This is a genomic window from Microvirga arsenatis (assembly GCF_009910705.1).
Lineage (GTDB): Bacteria > Pseudomonadota > Alphaproteobacteria > Rhizobiales > Beijerinckiaceae > Microvirga > Microvirga arsenatis.
Window position 1 is genome coordinate 328,755 of the sequence record NZ_JAAAXJ010000004.1, and the last position, 15,036, is coordinate 343,790.

The following is a 15,036-nucleotide window of genomic DNA, read 5'->3' on the forward strand; positions in this document are numbered from 1 at the left end:
CGTGTCGCGCCATGGACAAGGTTCAAAGACTTGCCATCGGCAGCATATTCGTCGGAACCGCTGTTTTCGTCCTGAAATATGCCGCCTACTACATCACAGGCAGCATAGCGCTCTTCTCGGACGCGCTGGAGAGCATCATCAACATGGTCACGGCGGTCGCGGCGTTCCTGGCCGTGCGGGTCAGCGCCGCCCCGGCCGATGCCAACCATCCTTACGGTCACCACAAGGTGGAGTATTTCTCGGCGGTGCTGGAGGGCGTGCTCATCATCGTGGCGGCGCTCGCCATCCTGCGCGAGGCCTATCTCGGCCTGATGACCCCGAAGATCGTCGATGCGCCCATGGAGGGCCTCGCCCTCAACGCGATCGCCGGGGTGATCAACGCGGCATGGTCCTGGACCCTCATCCGCCGCGGGCGGCGCCTGCGCTCGCCGGCCCTCGTGGCCGACGGGCGGCATCTTCTCACCGATGTGGTCACCTCCGCAGGCGTTCTCGTCGGCCTGCTGCTCGTTCCCGTGACGGGCTGGCACTGGCTCGATCCCGCTCTGGCGGCCGTGGTGGCCGTCAACATCCTCTGGTCCGGCTGGGGCCTCATGAAGGAGAGCATCGGCGGCCTCATGGACGAGGCCCTGCCCGAGGCGACTCTCGCCCGCGTGCGCGAGATCATCGCCAAGAACGCGGAGGGTGCCATCGAAGCGCATGACCTGCGCACGCGCCATGCGGGCCGGATGACCTTCATCGACTTCCATCTCGTCGTGCCGGGCGCCATGAGCGTCACCGAGGCGCACGAGATCTGCGACCGCCTCGAGCGGGCCCTGAAGGCCGATGTGGAGGACGCGCTCATCACGATCCACGTGGAGCCCGACGACAAGGCCAAGCACGCAGGCATCGTCGTTCTGTAGCAGAGACCCTTCCGGACCAGCGTCTTGGGATGCACGAACCCTCCGACGGGGATCGCCGGCAGCGCATTGCCGAGGATTCGCGGAAGCATGTTGCTTAAGAAACAGTAAAATTTCTTTGTAATTTGATCGGGTTCGAGGCACTATATTTCAGCGTTGCTACGTAGTTCTGCGTATGACTGCCCTCGGGTGCCGATCTTATAACTACGCTGCCTGATTGAGCGCGTCGTGGGGGCGCGCGCCTCTCGCGGCGATGCGGGCAGGCCATGTAGAGCCATGCGAGCCTTGAACAACCTCAAGATTGTGACGAAGCTGGCGATCCCGGTCATCGTGATGATGGCCGTTGCGATCGGCCTCATCTTTTTTGCGAAGAACGGCCTCGATACGTTGCAGAAAGAAACCCAGGAGATCGTCGATCTGCATGCGGCCCGGCGCAGCCTTGCCTTGGAGATCAAGGCCCATGTGAACGAGGCCGCAATCCAGGAGAAGAACCTGATCATCGAGACCCGCTTCCAGGAAATGGCCATTTACGACAAGGCCTACCGGGAGGCCAAGGAAGCGGCGCTGAAGGATCTGGATGCGCTGATCGCCCTGTCGGACACGGCGGAGCGCCGCGCCAGAAACGAGCAGCTGAAGAAAACGGTCGAAGAATATTTCGCCGTCATGAGCAGGACCATCGCTCATGCGCAGCTCAACGAAACGGATGCCGCCTTCCAGCTCTCCACCGGCGAGGGACGGACGCTGCGCCAGAAGACGTCCGGTGCGCTCGACGAGCGGGCGGAGGCCAATGCCAGGGCCCTTGAAGAGGCCAAGGTCAACGCCGCCGAGATCGCGTCCTTCACCTCCACGAAGCTGATCGTCTCGTCCGCCGTGGGCCTTGGTTTGGCGATTGGCTTGCTTGGTCTGATTGTTGTGTATGGTGTGACGCGTCCTCTGGGCGCCATGACCGGAGCGATGGGCCGGCTGGCCGAGGGCGATCTCACCGTCGATGTCACCGGGGGCGAGCGCAAGGACGAGGTGGGTCAGCTCGCCAGGGCGCTGCAGGTGTTCAAGGACAACGCGCTCGAAGCCCGGCGCTTGGCGGCCGCGCAGGAGGTGGAGAACCAGGCCAAGATGCGTCGTGCGGAGATGCTGGACCAGCTCACCCGTCGTTTCGAGGCGAACGTGTCGGCTCTGACGCAGGGGCTGTCCTCGGCCGCCACCGAGATGGAGGCCACCGCCCAGACCATGACGGCCGTGGCCGGCCAGACCACGCAGCAGTCGATTGCCGTCTCCTCGGCGGCCCAGCAGACCTCGGCCAACGTGCAGACGGTAGCGGCTGCCACGGAAGAGCTCTCCATTTCCATCCGCGAGATCTCGGCCCAGGTGGCGCAGTCCTCCCAGATCGCCGACCGGGCCGTGCAGGGCGCCCAGCGCACCGATGCGGCGGTGCAGGATCTGGCGGCCACCGCCAGCCGCATCGGCGACGTGGTGCAGCTGATCAACACCATTGCCGGCCAGACCAACCTGCTCGCGCTCAACGCCACCATCGAGGCGGCACGCGCCGGCGAGGCCGGCAAGGGCTTTGCGGTGGTGGCCACCGAGGTGAAGGAGCTGGCCTCCCAGACCGCCAAGGCGACCGAGGAGATTTCGGCCCAGATCGGCTCGGTGCAGCAGGCCACCCAGCAGACGGTGGCGGCGATCCAGGAGATTGCCCGCACCATCACCGAGATGAGCCAGATCTCGACCTCGATTGCGGCTGCCATGGAGGAGCAGGGCGCGGCCACCGCCGAGATCGCCCGCAACGTGCAGGAGGCGGCGCGCGGCACGGAGGCCGTGACCGGCAGCATCGTGGACGTGCAGCAGGGCGCCGGCGAGACCACCTCGGCCGCCTCCCAGGTGCTCGGCGCCGCCCAGGAGCTCTCCCGCCACTCCAACGATCTCTCCCGCGAAGTCGCGGAGTTCCTCCACGGCGTCAAAGCGGCGTGAGACATCTGCTCGATTGACCAAACCGAAAAGCCCGGCCGGCATCGGCCGGGTTTTTCTTTGCCGCCACGCTGAAACAAGCATCCCTCGAGCGGCTTTTGTTGATGACGGTTCGCGATCCCCTTTCCCGGAAAGCGCCCGTCGCACATTCGGATCGGCGGATACTCCAGCGGGTTCCTCGAGGAGGCCGATCCTCCGCAGCACGGCGACCGGGCACCCGCCTCGGCCTGACTGGATGGAGGCTCTCATCGCGACAGCGCCTGAGCTGAAGGCTCCCTCCACGAGGCGACTCTGAGCGTGGAGGCATTCCTCGGCTCGACAATCTGGAATCGGAAGCCGGCCTTCGCGCCGGATGAACGTTGATGACGTGTGACCCCGAGTCACCGCGGGCCCGTTTCCCTCATGGAACGGGCCCGTCTGCTTGGGCCGAGCCCGAAACACGAAAGGCGCCCGAGGGCGCCTTGTTCATGTCTTCCGATCAGGAAGGAAATGGAGCGGGCGAAGGGATTCGAACCCTCGACCCCAACCTTGGCAAGGTTGTGCTCTACCCCTGAGCTACACCCGCACGCTCCCTCTCGTCGCCTTCAGCAGGATGGTGGAGCCAGGCGGAATCGAACCGCCGACCTCTTGAATGCCATTCAAGCGCTCTCCCAACTGAGCTATGACCCCCTGCCATTCCTCTCCCATCTCCGGCGCCGCCGAGGATGGGAATGGTGCCGCAAGAGGGATTCGAACCCCCGACCCCCTCATTACGAATGAGGTGCTCTACCAGCTGAGCTATTGCGGCATCGCAATCGCTGCGATCCGAGAGGCCGCCCTCTTACCCCCTCCCCCGCCGCTTGGCAAGGGCGGGAGGAGCCTGAAAACCCCTACCAGACCGAAAAAACGCTGCGGCGGGCGGCCGCTTCTTCCTTGGGCTTCGGCACGTCCGGCGGCGTGGCCGGGAAGACCACCGGACCGGGGGGCGGAAGGGGCGCTTCCTCGTTCACCGGCTCCGCGGAGTTCAAGGCCGCCTTCAGCTCGCTCTTCAGGACATCGGGCTTCGGCTCGGCGGGCGGTTCGCTCGGCGCGGCCTGTTCGGGAGCGGGTTGGGGCGCAGGCGCGGGCGGCAGGGGCTTCGGTGCGTCGTCGAGATCCGCCGTCACGTCGTCGTGCAGGGTCAGCTCCGGCGCGACGAGCACGTCCGGCGGCGCCTGCCAGACGAAGGCGTCGAGACGGCCGGTCACCGGCGAGATCGGCATCCAATGATCCGAGATCACCCCGTCGGCGATCCAGGCCGGGTCCCGCGGGGCGCGGGTGGCGCGGGCAAGCCACTCCCGGCCCCGGCCGGTGGAGCCGTGCTCCGCCTGTTCCAGATCGGACATCAGGAGGCAGACGCGCATGCTCGGCCGGTCCTGCAGCAGCGGCTCGAGCGCCTGGCGGGCGCGGTCGAACTCGCGCGCCTCGAGGGCTGCGCGGGCTACGGCGAGACGGCCCTCGGACGCGCCGCCGGAGAGCCGCATCAGGGTCTCGGCGCGCTTCAGGCGGTCGAGGCCCGAATCGCCCGGCCGCAGGTTGAGGTAGACGTCGGCCAGCTCCGGATGCGGCAGGCTGCGCCAGGCGGCCTCCACGACCTTGGCGGCGCGGCGCAGGTCGCCCTTGCGCGAGAGCATGCGGCCGGCGAGCGCCGCCGCCGGCACGAGATCGGGCGCGAGCTTGACCGCATCGAGGGCGCTCCTGAGCGCGCCCTCCGGATCGTGATCGACGCGCTCCAGGGCGTCCGCCGTGAGCAGGACGGCCCGGTGTCGCCGGGCGGTGCCCTTGTCGAGGAGGCCCAGCGACGTGCGCCGCTCGACCGCCTCGAGGGCGCCGCGCCAGTCGTGCTCGGCGCAGCGCGACTCCAGCACCGCATCGCTTGCCCAGGCCGCGGCCGGGGCCAGGCGGAGCGCCTCGGAGGCATATTGCTGCGCGGAGGCCGCATCGCCCCGGCGGCGCGCCTCGACGAAGAGACCGCGCAGGCCCAGCACCCGGGTCTCGTTCTCCTCCATCATCTGCGCGAAGGCGGCCTCGGCCGCCTCGCGGTTGCCGGAGACCTGCGCCGCCTGCGCCTTGAGGAGGAGCGTCAGAGGCTCGCGGCCGAGCAGGCGCTCGGCCTCGTTGGCGTAGCGGCGGGCGGCGATGGTGTCGCCCGCTCCCACGGCCACCATGCCGCGGGACACCGCCTGGTAGCCCCGGGCGCGCCGCCGCGCCCGCGAGGCGAAGGTCAGGCGCGAGGGCAGGCGCAGGAGGCCCGAAACCAGGGACCAGAGCAGCGCCAGGAAAAACGCGAGGCCCGCCAGCGCGACGGCGGCCACCGCCACCGACATCTGGATCTCGTAGCCCGCGAAGGTGATCAGGACTGTGCCGGGCCGGTCGGCCAGCCAGACCGCGCCGAAGGCGGCGACGCAGAGAAGACCGATGAAGACGAGAGCGCGCCACATGCTGGGCCAATCCTTTTATTGCGTCGTGCGGTTGAGGGTGGCGAGGGCGTCGGCGCTGAGGCCTTGCGCCGCCTGGTGCGCCCCGGCTACGGCCTTGACCTGGCGGCCCCATTCCTCGGAAGCCCGCCGCGCCGGCTCCGGAAGGGAGTCCCAGGCCGCCGCCGCCGCCGCCACGTCGCCGCGATCCAGGGCCTGGCGGATGCGGGCGACGAGGGCAGGAACGCCGCTGGAGCCCGCTTCGTTCACGGACCTGACCGTCACGACCTTGTCCGCCATGCGCAGGATACGGTCCGTCCAGCTCTCGGCAGGCCCCCGGCTCTCGCGCAGGATCGCCGTCTCCACGGATCCGAAGCTCTCGGCCAGCTCGGCCGCCGTGGGCGCGCCTTCCTGGGCGAAGGGTTCGAGAGGGGCCACGCGGGCAGGATCCGCGCCCGCCTTCCGGATGCCGTCGAGCACCTCCGCATAGGGCGTGCCGCTCTGAAGGGCGTCGTTCAGCCGGCCCGCCAGGACCACCCGGGTTCCGGTCTGGCTTGCTGCTGCAGCGTTGCGGGTGTTCTCGGCCGCCTGCCGGGACAAAGCGGCAAGGCGCTGGTCCTGCTCGCCGAGCCGGCGCCCGTTTTCGGTGAGCTGGCGCTCGACCTCGGAGGAGCGCCGGTCGACCTCGCCGATCCGCCGCTCCTGCTCCCCGAAGCGGCGGTCGAGGTCCGCGATCCGGCGGTCGATCTCCTGCAGGGTGCTCGCCACGCCAGTGGCATTCTGCGCATTCGTGCGAACCTGCTCCTCCAGGGCCGAGAGCCGGCTGGACAGGTCCGCGAGCGCGGCCTCGTTCTGGGGCGCCGCCTGGGCGGGGGCCGCTTCCGGCAGGGGCCGGTTCAGGGCGGATTCCGCCTGCCGGGCCGCCTGCTCGGCGGCGCTCTGGATGCCCTGGAGGCGCCGGTCGAGCTCTCCGCGGGCGTTCTCGAGCGCCTGAATGCGGCCTTCGAGGGCGGAGGCGTTCTGGGGCTGTCCTGCAGGGGCCGGCTGCTGCCTCAGGGCATTCACGCGCTGCTCCAGCTGGGCGAGCCGCTGGCCGTCCTGGGCCGGAGGCGCCTGCCAGGCCTGCAATCCATAGACGAGTCCCGCCCCGACGAGGCCGCCGAGGAGGCCGGATCCGATGAGCGCGCCGGCGGAGCTGCGCCGCTCCGGAGCCGCGGGGGGCGGAGCGCTCCCGGTGTGGGACTCGCCGGCAGGCGGCTCCTCCGGGGGCGGCGCGGAAAGGCTGTCCTGCAGGCCCGCCTCGCGGGCCGCCATGTCCTGCCCGGCAGGATCCTGCACGAAGGCTCCCGAGGGCAGCGTGTCGGTGCCCGGGCCCGAATCGAGGCTCGCTTCCGGCGAGGCGACCACCGCCTCGGCGGGGGGCTCGCCGGCGTTCGCGATGATCTCGTCCTGATGAGCCGACTGCAGGGTCTCCGCCGTGGCAGCTTCAGTGGCGCGCGCCTCCTCGCCCGCTGTGTCCCGTGCGCCGTCGGCCGGTTCGGGACCGACCTTGCCGTCGTCGATCACGGTGGCCTTCAGGTCGATGGTCGCCGGCTCACGGGAGGATTTCCTGCGGGGCGGCTTCTGGCGTGGGGGATCGGATGAATCGGTCACGGGTCACTCTTGCGTGGATCGCTTGGGCGAAAAGGTCGGGCGGACAATCTGAAAGGCAAATGAGGCAAGCTTGAGCGCAGCGTTTCGTTCCCTCGAAGGTGCGTGATCGGCCGGAATCGCCAGCGTCATCGGATCATGATCCTCTCCCTGAGCAAAGATCCCCATACGGGATCACGGATGAAGCACCGGCGGAGGTCGCGAGAGGCCTTCGAAGCCCCTCAGGAGCGCCTCCTCCGATGGATCCTCCGCCACGAGGGTCTCGGCGCCTGCCGATGCCAGGGGCGCGGCCACATCGGCCGACAGGCAGAGATGAGGAAAGGCCCGGAGCCCGGCTGCCAGACCCGCCTCCTCCGCCAGCCGAACCACGAGATCCGCGCTCCGTCGGGAATAATGGAGCGCCGCTCCGATTTGGCCAGAGCGCAGAGCCTCCGCCGCGCGCTCCGGAAGGCGCTCGACGGCGCGCGCCTCGTAGGCCTGCCATGGGAGCAGGGTGAACCCGGCGGCACGCAGGGATGCGGCGGGTTCCTCCTTGTGGTGGCGGGCGGTCACGTGCAGGAGCGTCAGGCCGGACGGCAGCCGCTCGCGAATCAGGCGCGACAGGGACACCGCGTCGCCCGCCGCCACGACAATCTCGGCAAAACCTGCCGTCCGCACCGCTTCGGCGGTGCGCTCGCCCACGGCGAAGACCGGCTTTTCCCGGTCGAGCGCGGCGAGGGCCTGCTGCGCATGGGCGCTGGTGACGATCAGCGCATCGTAAGCCGCCGCCGGAGCGGGCTCGCCGGTCGGCACGATCCGGGTGACGGGTGCCAGCACCGCCTCGTGGCCGCGGGCCTCGAGCTTTTGCGCCGTGCGCGCGGCATCCTCGGGAGAGCGGGTGACGAGAACCTGCATCAGGCGTTCAGGAACCCGGCTGGCATGCGCGCGCGCAGCTCGCTTCCGGCCTCACGCCCGAGGGCCACGGCGTCGTCCGGGGAACCGCGGCGCACGGCCTCCAGGCTCTCGGACCCGTCCGGGCGCAGCACGAGGCCGCGGATCTCGAGCTCGCCGCCGATGAGCCGCGCATGACCCGCGATCGGCGTCCGGCAGGAGCCGTCGAGAATCGTCAGGAAAGCCCGCTCGGCCGCGAGCGCCCGGCCGGTCGGCGCATCGAGAATGGGTTGAAGCGCCTCGCGCACCCGCTCGTCCCCGGCGCGGACGGCGATGGCGATGGCACCCTGCCCCACGGCCGGCAGGAAGTCGTCCGTCTCGAGAACAGCGGTCACGTGGTCGGTGAGCCCGAGACGGCGCAGGCCCGCCATGGCGAGCAGCGTGGCGTCGACCTCGCCGCGCTCGAGCTTGGCGAGACGCGTCTGCACGTTGCCGCGCAGGAGGGTGACCCGGATATCGGGCCGCAGGCGGCGGATCTGCGCTTGGCGCCGCAGCGAAGCGGAGCCGACGACCGCACCCTGCGGCAGGTCGCCGATGCTCTTGAAGCGATGGCTGATGAAGGCGTCGCGTACGTCCTCGCGCGGCAGGAAGCCTGCGATCGCGATGCCCTCCGGCAGGATGGTCGGGAGATCCTTGGCGGAGTGGACGGCGAGATCGATGGCGCCCTCGAGCAGCGCGATGTCGAGCTCCTTGGTGAAGAGCCCCTTGCCGCCCGCTTCCGAGAGGGGCCGGTCCTGGATGGCGTCGCCCGTGGTCTTGATGATCGACAGGGGCAGGTGCTCCACGGCCCAGCCATGGGCGGCGACCAGCCGGTCCTGCGTCTCGTGGGCCTGGGCCAGCGCCAGCGGGCTGCCCCGCGTCCCGATGACCAGGGTGGGTGAAGCGGCCATTCCGGTTCTGCTCTCCTGAAAAGCGATTTCGCTGTTTGATCTTGTGCGGCGGGGCGGACTATAGGGGGAGGAGGGCCGGGCCGGAAGTCCGGACAACACCTTAATTCGAGCAGCCACCGATCATGCGCATTCTAGGCATCGAGACCACCTGCGACGAGACCGCGGCCGCCGTGGTGGGCGTCGGCTTCGACGGGCGCGGCGAGATCCTGTCCAACGAGGTCCTGAGCCAGATCGCCGAGCACGCCCGCTATGGCGGCGTGGTGCCGGAGATCGCGGCGCGTGCCCATGTGGAGGTGATCGACCGCCTGATCGCCCGCGCCCTGAAGAACGCGAACTGCTCCGTGAGGGACCTCGACGGCATCGCGGTGGCTGCCGGCCCCGGCCTCATCGGCGGCGTGCTGGTGGGGCTCACCACGGCAAAGGCCATCGCGCTCGTCACGCGCAAGCCCCTGATGGCGGTGAACCATCTCGAAGCGCACGCGCTCACCGCGCGGCTCACCGACGGCATCGGCTTTCCCTACCTGCTGCTGCTCGCCTCCGGCGGCCACACCCAGCTCGTGGCGGTGCGCGGCGTGGGCGATTACGTGCGGCTCGGCACCACCATCGACGACGCCATCGGCGAGGCCTTCGACAAGGTCGCCAAGATGCTGGGGCTGCCCTATCCCGGCGGGCCGCATGTGGAGCGCGAGGCAGCCAAGGGGAATCCCGAGCGCTTCGCCTTCCCGCGTCCCATGCAGGGCAGGCCCGAGCCGAACTTCTCCCTGTCGGGCCTCAAGACCGCCGTGCGGATCGAGGCGGAGCGGATCGCTCCGCTCACCGCCAGCGACATCGCCGACCTCTGCGCCAGCTTCCAGGCCGCCATCGTCGACGTGGTGGTGGACCGCACCCGCGTCGGGCTTCGCGCCTTCCGCGAGATCGCCGGCCATCCGGCGGCCCTCGTGGTGGCGGGCGGCGTCGCCGCCAACGGGGGCATGCGCCAGGGGCTGCAGCGGCTCGCCGTCGAAGCCGGCCTCAAGCTCGTGGCGCCGCCGCTCCACCTGTGCGGCGACAACGGCGCCATGATCGCCTGGGCGGGTCTCGAGCGCATGCGCCTCGGCCTCATCGACGACATCGGAGCCCCCGCCCGCGCCCGCTGGCCCCTCGACACCAGCCGCGACGAGGCGGGAGCGAAGGCGTGACATGGTCGTTGCACAAGACTATCCCATAAAAGTTGAGGCGGGTGTTTCCCTCCCCCTTGCGGGGAGGGATGAAGGGTGGGGGTCGCAAAGTCCGAGCTCGGGCTTCATTCGGAGGGCATGCGATCGCTACAGCGCACATCTCGTCTCTCGCTCACCCGGTCGAACCACCCCCACCCCTACCCCTCCCCGCAAGGGGGAGGGGATGACCGCGGCGGCCTTTTCGAGCCAAGCCATCAGGATGAGGTCGGCGGGTGAGAGCATCGACCGACAGGCTGTGAAATGACAGCACAGGTTCAACCCATCGGCATCGCCGGAGCCGGAGCCTGGGGGACGGCGCTCGCCAACGCAGCCGCCGCAGCGGGCCGCGACGTGGTGCTCTGGATGCGCTCGCCCGAGCAGGCGGCAACCCTCGCGGCAACGCGCGCCAACGAACGCTGCCTGCCCGGCGTGAGGCTTCACGAGCGCATCCGCCCGACCGCCGAACTCGCCGCTCTGGCCTCGACCCGTGCGGTTCTTCTCGTCACGCCTGCGCAGACGACGCGGGACATGAGCACGGCCCTTGCTTCCGTTCTGCCCGTGGCAGCGCCGCTGGTGCTCTGCGCCAAGGGCATCGAGCGAGGCACCAACGCCTTTCTCTGCGACGTGGTGGAAGAGGTGCGCCCCGGTGCGCCCGTCGCCGTGCTGTCCGGCCCGAGCTTCGCCCATGACGTGGCGCGCGGGCTGCCGACAGCCGTGACCCTCGCCTCCCGCGACGCGGCTCTGGCCGAGGCGCTGGCCAACGCCCTCTCCGGCCCGACGCTGCGCGTCTACCACCGGGACGACGTGCGCGGGGTCGAGATCGGCGGGGCGGCGAAGAACGTGCTGGCCATCGCCTGCGGCGCCGTCGCCGGCAGGGGCCTCGGCGAGAGCGCCAAGGCTGCCCTGATCGCCCGCGGCTTCGCCGAGCTCCTGCGCTTCGCCCGCGCCTATGGGGCCAAGCCCGAGACCCTGATGGGGCTCTCGGGCCTCGGCGACCTGGTGCTCACCTGCTCCACGGCGCAATCGCGCAACTTCGCCTTCGGCCAGCGCCTCGGTCGGGGCCTGAGCGTCGAGGAGGCCGCCGGCGGCAAGCTGGTGGAGGGCGCCGCCACCGCAGGCGCCCTGGTGGCGCTGGCGCGCGCAAAAGGCGTCGACATGCCGATCGCGGAAGCCGTGGAGAACATCCTGAACGGCGCATGGAACCTCAAGGAGGCGGTCGATGCGCTCATGAACCGTCCCATCAAGCCCGAGCATTGAGTCGAGAGTAGAAATGGCCCGCTGGCTCTACAAGTCCGAACCCTCCGTCTGGTCCTGGGACCAGCAGGTTGCCCAAGGCGCGAAAGGCACCCATTGGAACGGCGTGCGCAACCACGTCGCCAAGCAGAACCTGATGGCGATGAAGCTGGGCGAGCAGGGCTTCTTCTATCATTCGAACGAGGGCAAGGCGGTGGTCGGCATCGTCGAGGTGATCCGGGAATACTACCCCGACCACACGGACGAGACGGGCAAGTTCGGCATGGTGGACATCAAGGCCGTGAAGGCCCTTCCGAAGCCGGTGACCCTGGACGCGATCAAGAAGCAGCCCGGCCTCGAAAAGATGATCCTCGTCAACAATTCCCGCCTCTCGGTGCAGCCGGTGACGGACGAGGAATGGGAGATCGTGTGCCGGATGGGCGGGCTCTAGGAAACCTTGTATCATGATCCCTCCTTGAGGGTCTGAAGAATGCCTGACATCGATTATCTTGCGATCATCTTGGCAGCCGTCGCCGCATGGCTCACCGGGGCGGTCTGGTACACGGCCCTAGGGAAGCCTTGGATGGCGGCCCTCGGAAAGTCCCGTGAGGAACTGATCGGCCCGACCGGCAGGCCACCGGCGGGTCCCTTCATCATCGCCTTCGCCGCCGAATTGGTGATGGCGTTCGTGCTTGCCGTTCTCCTGGTCCAGATCGGATCACCGACCCTCGGCAGCGGGATCGCCACAGGCTTTCTGGCGTGGCTCGGCTTCGTCGCCACCAGCATGGTCGTGAATCATGCCTATAGCGGAGCGCGCCCGATGCTGACCGTCATCGACAGCGGCCACTGGCTGGCTGTGCTCCTGGTCGAGGGAGCTGTCATCGGTGCATTCGGCTCTTGAGGGCCTGAGCCCCCGAAAGTAGCAAAGACCAAAGTCCGATCCCGGCCCCGCTTGCCCGAAGCCTCTCTCTTTCCGTAAATCTAGCGCTAAATTCATCCCGCAAGCGTCTGGGAGAAGCGCCATGGAAGAGAAGATCTACGACGTGCCGTCAGAGTGGACCCACCGCGCCTATCTGGACGACGCAGGCTACCGGGCGAAGTACGAGGCTTCGGTCAAGGACCCGGAGGCCTTCTGGGCCGAGGAAGCCAGGCGCATCCACTGGTTCAAGGCCCCGACCCGGATCAAGAACACCCATTTCGGCCCCGATACCGTCTCGATCCGCTGGTTCGAGGACGGCGTCACCAACGTGGCCTATAACTGCATCGACCGGCACCTCCACACCCGCGGCGACCAGGTCGCCATCATCTGGGAGGGCGACGACCCGTCGGAATCGAAGAAGATCACCTACCGCGAGCTCTATGCGGAGGTGAACCGCATGGCCAACATCATGCGCAACCGCGGCGTCGCCAAGGGCGACCGGGTCACGATCTACATGCCGATGATCCCGGAAGCCGCCTATGCGATGCTCGCCTGCGCCAGGCTCGGCGCCATCCATTCCGTGGTGTTCGGCGGCTTCTCGCCGGATTCGCTTGCCAGCCGCATCCAGGACGCCAAGTCCGCCTTCATCGTCACCGCCGACGAGGGCCTGCGCGGCGGCCGCAAGGTTCCGTTGAAGGTGAACGTGGACGCCGCCATCGAGCGGGTCGGCGCGGGCGTGGTCGACCACGTGCTGGTGGTGCGCCGCACGGGCGGCGCCGTGAACATGGTGCCGGGCCGCGACGTCTACTATCACGAGGCCGCGGCGCAGGTTTCCGACGAGTGCCCCTACGAGGAGATGAACGCGGAGGACCCGCTCTTCATTCTCTACACCTCCGGCTCGACCGGCGCGCCGAAGGGCGTGCTGCACACCACCGGCGGCTATCTCGTCTATGCCTCGATGACGCACCAATACGTCTTCGACTACCACGACGGCGACATCTACTGGTGCACCGCGGATGTGGGCTGGGTGACGGGCCATTCCTACATCCTCTACGGACCGCTGGCGAACGGCGCCACGACGCTCATGTTCGAGGGCGTGCCGACCTATCCGTCGATCTCCCGCTTCTGGGAGGTGATCGACAAGCATCAGGTCAACATCTTCTACACCGCGCCCACCGCGATCCGCTCGCTCATGCAGGCGGGCGAGGAGCCGGTGAAGAAGACCTCGCGCAAGTCGCTTCGCCTGCTCGGCTCCGTGGGCGAGCCGATCAATCCGGAAGCCTGGGAATGGTATCACCGGGTGGTGGGCGACGGCCGCTGCCCCATCGTCGACACCTGGTGGCAGACGGAGACCGGCGGCATCCTGATCACGCCGCTGCCCGGCGCCACGAAGCTCAAGCCCGGCTCTGCCACCCGTCCGTTCTTCGGCGTGGAGCCGCAGGTGGTGGATGCGGACGGAAAGGTGCTGGAGGGGGCCTGCGAGGGCAATCTGGTGATCGCCGATTCCTGGCCGGGGCAGATGCGCACGGTCTACGGCGACCATGAGCGCTTCGTGCAGACCTACTTCTCCACCTATCCCGGAAAGTACTTCACTGGCGACGGCTGCCGCCGGGACGCCGACGGCTATTACTGGATCACGGGCCGCGTGGACGACGTGATCAACGTCTCCGGCCACCGCATGGGCACGGCGGAGGTGGAATCCGCGCTGGTGGCCCATCCGAAGGTGTCGGAAGCGGCGGTCGTGGGCTACCCGCACGACATCAAGGGCCAGGGCATCTACGCCTATGTGACCCTGATGGCCGGCGAGGAGCCCTCGGAGGACCTGCGCAAGGAGCTGGTGGCCTGGGTGCGCAAGGAAATCGGCCCCATCGCCTCGCCGGACCTGATCCAGTTCGCACCAAGCCTGCCCAAGACCCGCTCGGGAAAAATCATGCGCCGAATCCTGCGCAAGATCGCCGAGGACGAGTTCGGCTCGCTCGGCGACACCTCCACGCTGGCCGATCCCACCGTGGTCGACGACCTGATCAACAACCGCCAGAACAAGCGCACGCAGGCGGCTTGAGCGATCGAAGCGGCTTCTTCCCTCCCCCTTGCGGGGAGGGCCAGGGTGGGGGTCGGGACGGTGGAGCGCGGCTCTCGATGACCCCCTCCACGTCATCACCGGCCTTGTGCCGGTGATCCCGATGCGAAAAGCGCCGCGCCTCACAGGATCGGGATGGCCGGGACAGGCCATGACGGAAAGGTCTCACCCAGTCTGACCACCCCCACCCCTACCCCTCCCCGCAAGGGGGAGGGAAGCGGCGCCTCACCCGGGATGACGTTCCCACACATACGGGAACCGTAGCCTTATCTCCCGCGTCTCACCCTCACCCGTTTCCGCAGGAGGGTTCGAGACATGAGCATCCGCGCCGCTTTCACCCTGGCCACCATCCTCGGCATCGCCGTCACCCCGACAGTATCCGCCCGCGAGGTCGTGCCGTTCGAGGGCCGCGTCTCGGCCGGAACCATCGTCATCAAGACCGGCGAACGCCGGCTCTACTACGTGCGCGGCGACGGGACGGCGCTTCGCTACCGGGTGGCGGTGGGCAAGCCGGGCAAGCAGTGGTTCGGGGAGGCGCAGATCGACGGCAAATACGTGAGGCCCGCCTGGTCGCCGCCGGCGGAGGTGAAGCGCGACAACCCGCGCCTGCCGGACGTGATCCCCGGCGGCGCGCCCAACAACCCCATGGGCGCGCGGGCGCTGACCCTCAACCTCGACGAATACGCCATCCACGGCACCAACCGCCCGAGCTCCATCGGCACCTTCGCGTCCTACGGCTGCATCCGCATGCTCAACGAGGACATCGTGGACCTCTACGACCAGGTGAGCATCGGCACGCGGGTGGTGGTGGTGCCATAAGCGCAAAATGCGCCTGCGGCAGG

At 68.8% G+C, this 15,036-nt stretch carries 12 protein-coding genes and 3 tRNA genes; 8 read left to right on the forward strand and 7 right to left on the reverse strand.

Annotation, left to right across the window (positions count from 1 at the left end; genetic code table 11):
• The first annotated feature begins 11 nt into the window (after nucleotides 1-11).
• Both GR303_RS10390 and GR303_RS10395 read left to right on the forward strand, forming a co-directional pair.
• Nucleotides 12-899: a cation diffusion facilitator family transporter gene (locus GR303_RS10390; protein WP_161722008.1), complete on the forward strand. Its 888-nt coding sequence runs from the start codon at nucleotides 12-14 to the stop codon at nucleotides 897-899.
• A 273-nt stretch (nucleotides 900-1,172) separates the two neighbouring features.
• Nucleotides 1,173-2,864, forward strand: coding sequence for a methyl-accepting chemotaxis protein (locus GR303_RS10395; RefSeq protein ID WP_161722007.1), 1,692 nt, complete (start codon nucleotides 1,173-1,175; stop codon nucleotides 2,862-2,864).
• 487 nt (nucleotides 2,865-3,351) lie between these two features.
• On the opposite strand, the gene GR303_RS10400 is transcribed toward GR303_RS10395, so the two are convergent.
• From GR303_RS10400 to hemC, 7 genes are all read right to left on the reverse strand, one after another.
• A tRNA-Gly gene (locus GR303_RS10400) sits at nucleotides 3,352-3,426 on the reverse strand.
• Between the two features lie 28 nt (nucleotides 3,427-3,454).
• Nucleotides 3,455-3,530 (reverse strand) — tRNA-Ala (locus GR303_RS10405).
• Nucleotides 3,531-3,572: 42 nt separating this feature from the next.
• Nucleotides 3,573-3,648: transfer RNA gene (locus tag GR303_RS10410), tRNA-Thr, on the reverse strand.
• Between the two features lie 82 nt (nucleotides 3,649-3,730).
• Nucleotides 3,731-5,320: a heme biosynthesis protein HemY gene (locus GR303_RS10415; RefSeq protein ID WP_161722006.1), complete on the reverse strand. Its 1,590-nt coding sequence runs from the start codon at nucleotides 5,318-5,320 to the stop codon at nucleotides 3,731-3,733.
• 15 nt (nucleotides 5,321-5,335) lie between these two features.
• Nucleotides 5,336-6,949: a COG4223 family protein gene (locus GR303_RS10420; protein WP_161722005.1), complete on the reverse strand. Its 1,614-nt coding sequence runs from the start codon at nucleotides 6,947-6,949 to the stop codon at nucleotides 5,336-5,338.
• 171 nt (nucleotides 6,950-7,120) lie between these two features.
• Entirely contained in the window at nucleotides 7,121-7,840 is a 720-nt protein-coding gene (locus GR303_RS10425; RefSeq protein ID WP_161722004.1) for a uroporphyrinogen-III synthase, read from the reverse strand.
• Nucleotides 7,840-8,766, reverse strand: coding sequence for a hydroxymethylbilane synthase (gene hemC / locus GR303_RS10430; RefSeq protein ID WP_161722003.1), 927 nt, complete (start codon nucleotides 8,764-8,766; stop codon nucleotides 7,840-7,842). The genes GR303_RS10425 and hemC overlap by 1 nt, the downstream gene beginning before the upstream one ends.
• A gap of 122 nt (nucleotides 8,767-8,888) precedes the next feature.
• Here hemC and tsaD point away from each other — a divergent pair, with 122 nt between their 5' ends.
• The 6 genes from tsaD (at nucleotide 8,889) to GR303_RS10460 (ending at nucleotide 15,013) form a co-directional block, all read left to right on the forward strand.
• Nucleotides 8,889-9,944 carry a tRNA (adenosine(37)-N6)-threonylcarbamoyltransferase complex transferase subunit TsaD gene (gene tsaD / locus GR303_RS10435; RefSeq protein ID WP_161722002.1) on the forward strand — a complete coding sequence of 352 codons (1,056 nt, stop codon included), beginning with the start codon at nucleotides 8,889-8,891 and terminating at the stop codon, nucleotides 9,942-9,944.
• Nucleotides 9,945-10,223: 279 nt separating this feature from the next.
• On the forward strand, nucleotides 10,224-11,219 hold the full coding sequence (locus GR303_RS10440) for an NAD(P)H-dependent glycerol-3-phosphate dehydrogenase (RefSeq protein WP_161722001.1): 996 nt from the start codon (nucleotides 10,224-10,226) through the stop codon (nucleotides 11,217-11,219).
• A gap of 13 nt (nucleotides 11,220-11,232) precedes the next feature.
• The gene (locus tag GR303_RS10445) at nucleotides 11,233-11,646 is read left to right on the forward strand and encodes an EVE domain-containing protein (protein ID WP_161722000.1); all 414 of its coding nucleotides are present in this window, start codon (nucleotides 11,233-11,235) and stop codon (nucleotides 11,644-11,646) included.
• Between the two features lie 39 nt (nucleotides 11,647-11,685).
• Nucleotides 11,686-12,096 (forward strand): DUF1761 domain-containing protein, encoded by a 411-nt coding sequence (locus tag GR303_RS10450; protein ID WP_161721999.1) that lies wholly within the window; start codon nucleotides 11,686-11,688, stop codon nucleotides 12,094-12,096.
• A 121-nt stretch (nucleotides 12,097-12,217) separates the two neighbouring features.
• The gene (gene acs, locus GR303_RS10455; RefSeq protein ID WP_161721998.1) at nucleotides 12,218-14,176 is read left to right on the forward strand and encodes an acetate--CoA ligase; all 1,959 of its coding nucleotides are present in this window, start codon (nucleotides 12,218-12,220) and stop codon (nucleotides 14,174-14,176) included.
• A gap of 333 nt (nucleotides 14,177-14,509) precedes the next feature.
• Nucleotides 14,510-15,013 carry a L,D-transpeptidase gene (locus GR303_RS10460; protein ID WP_161721997.1) on the forward strand — a complete coding sequence of 168 codons (504 nt, stop codon included), beginning with the start codon at nucleotides 14,510-14,512 and terminating at the stop codon, nucleotides 15,011-15,013.
• Nucleotides 15,014-15,036 lie beyond the last annotated feature (23 nt).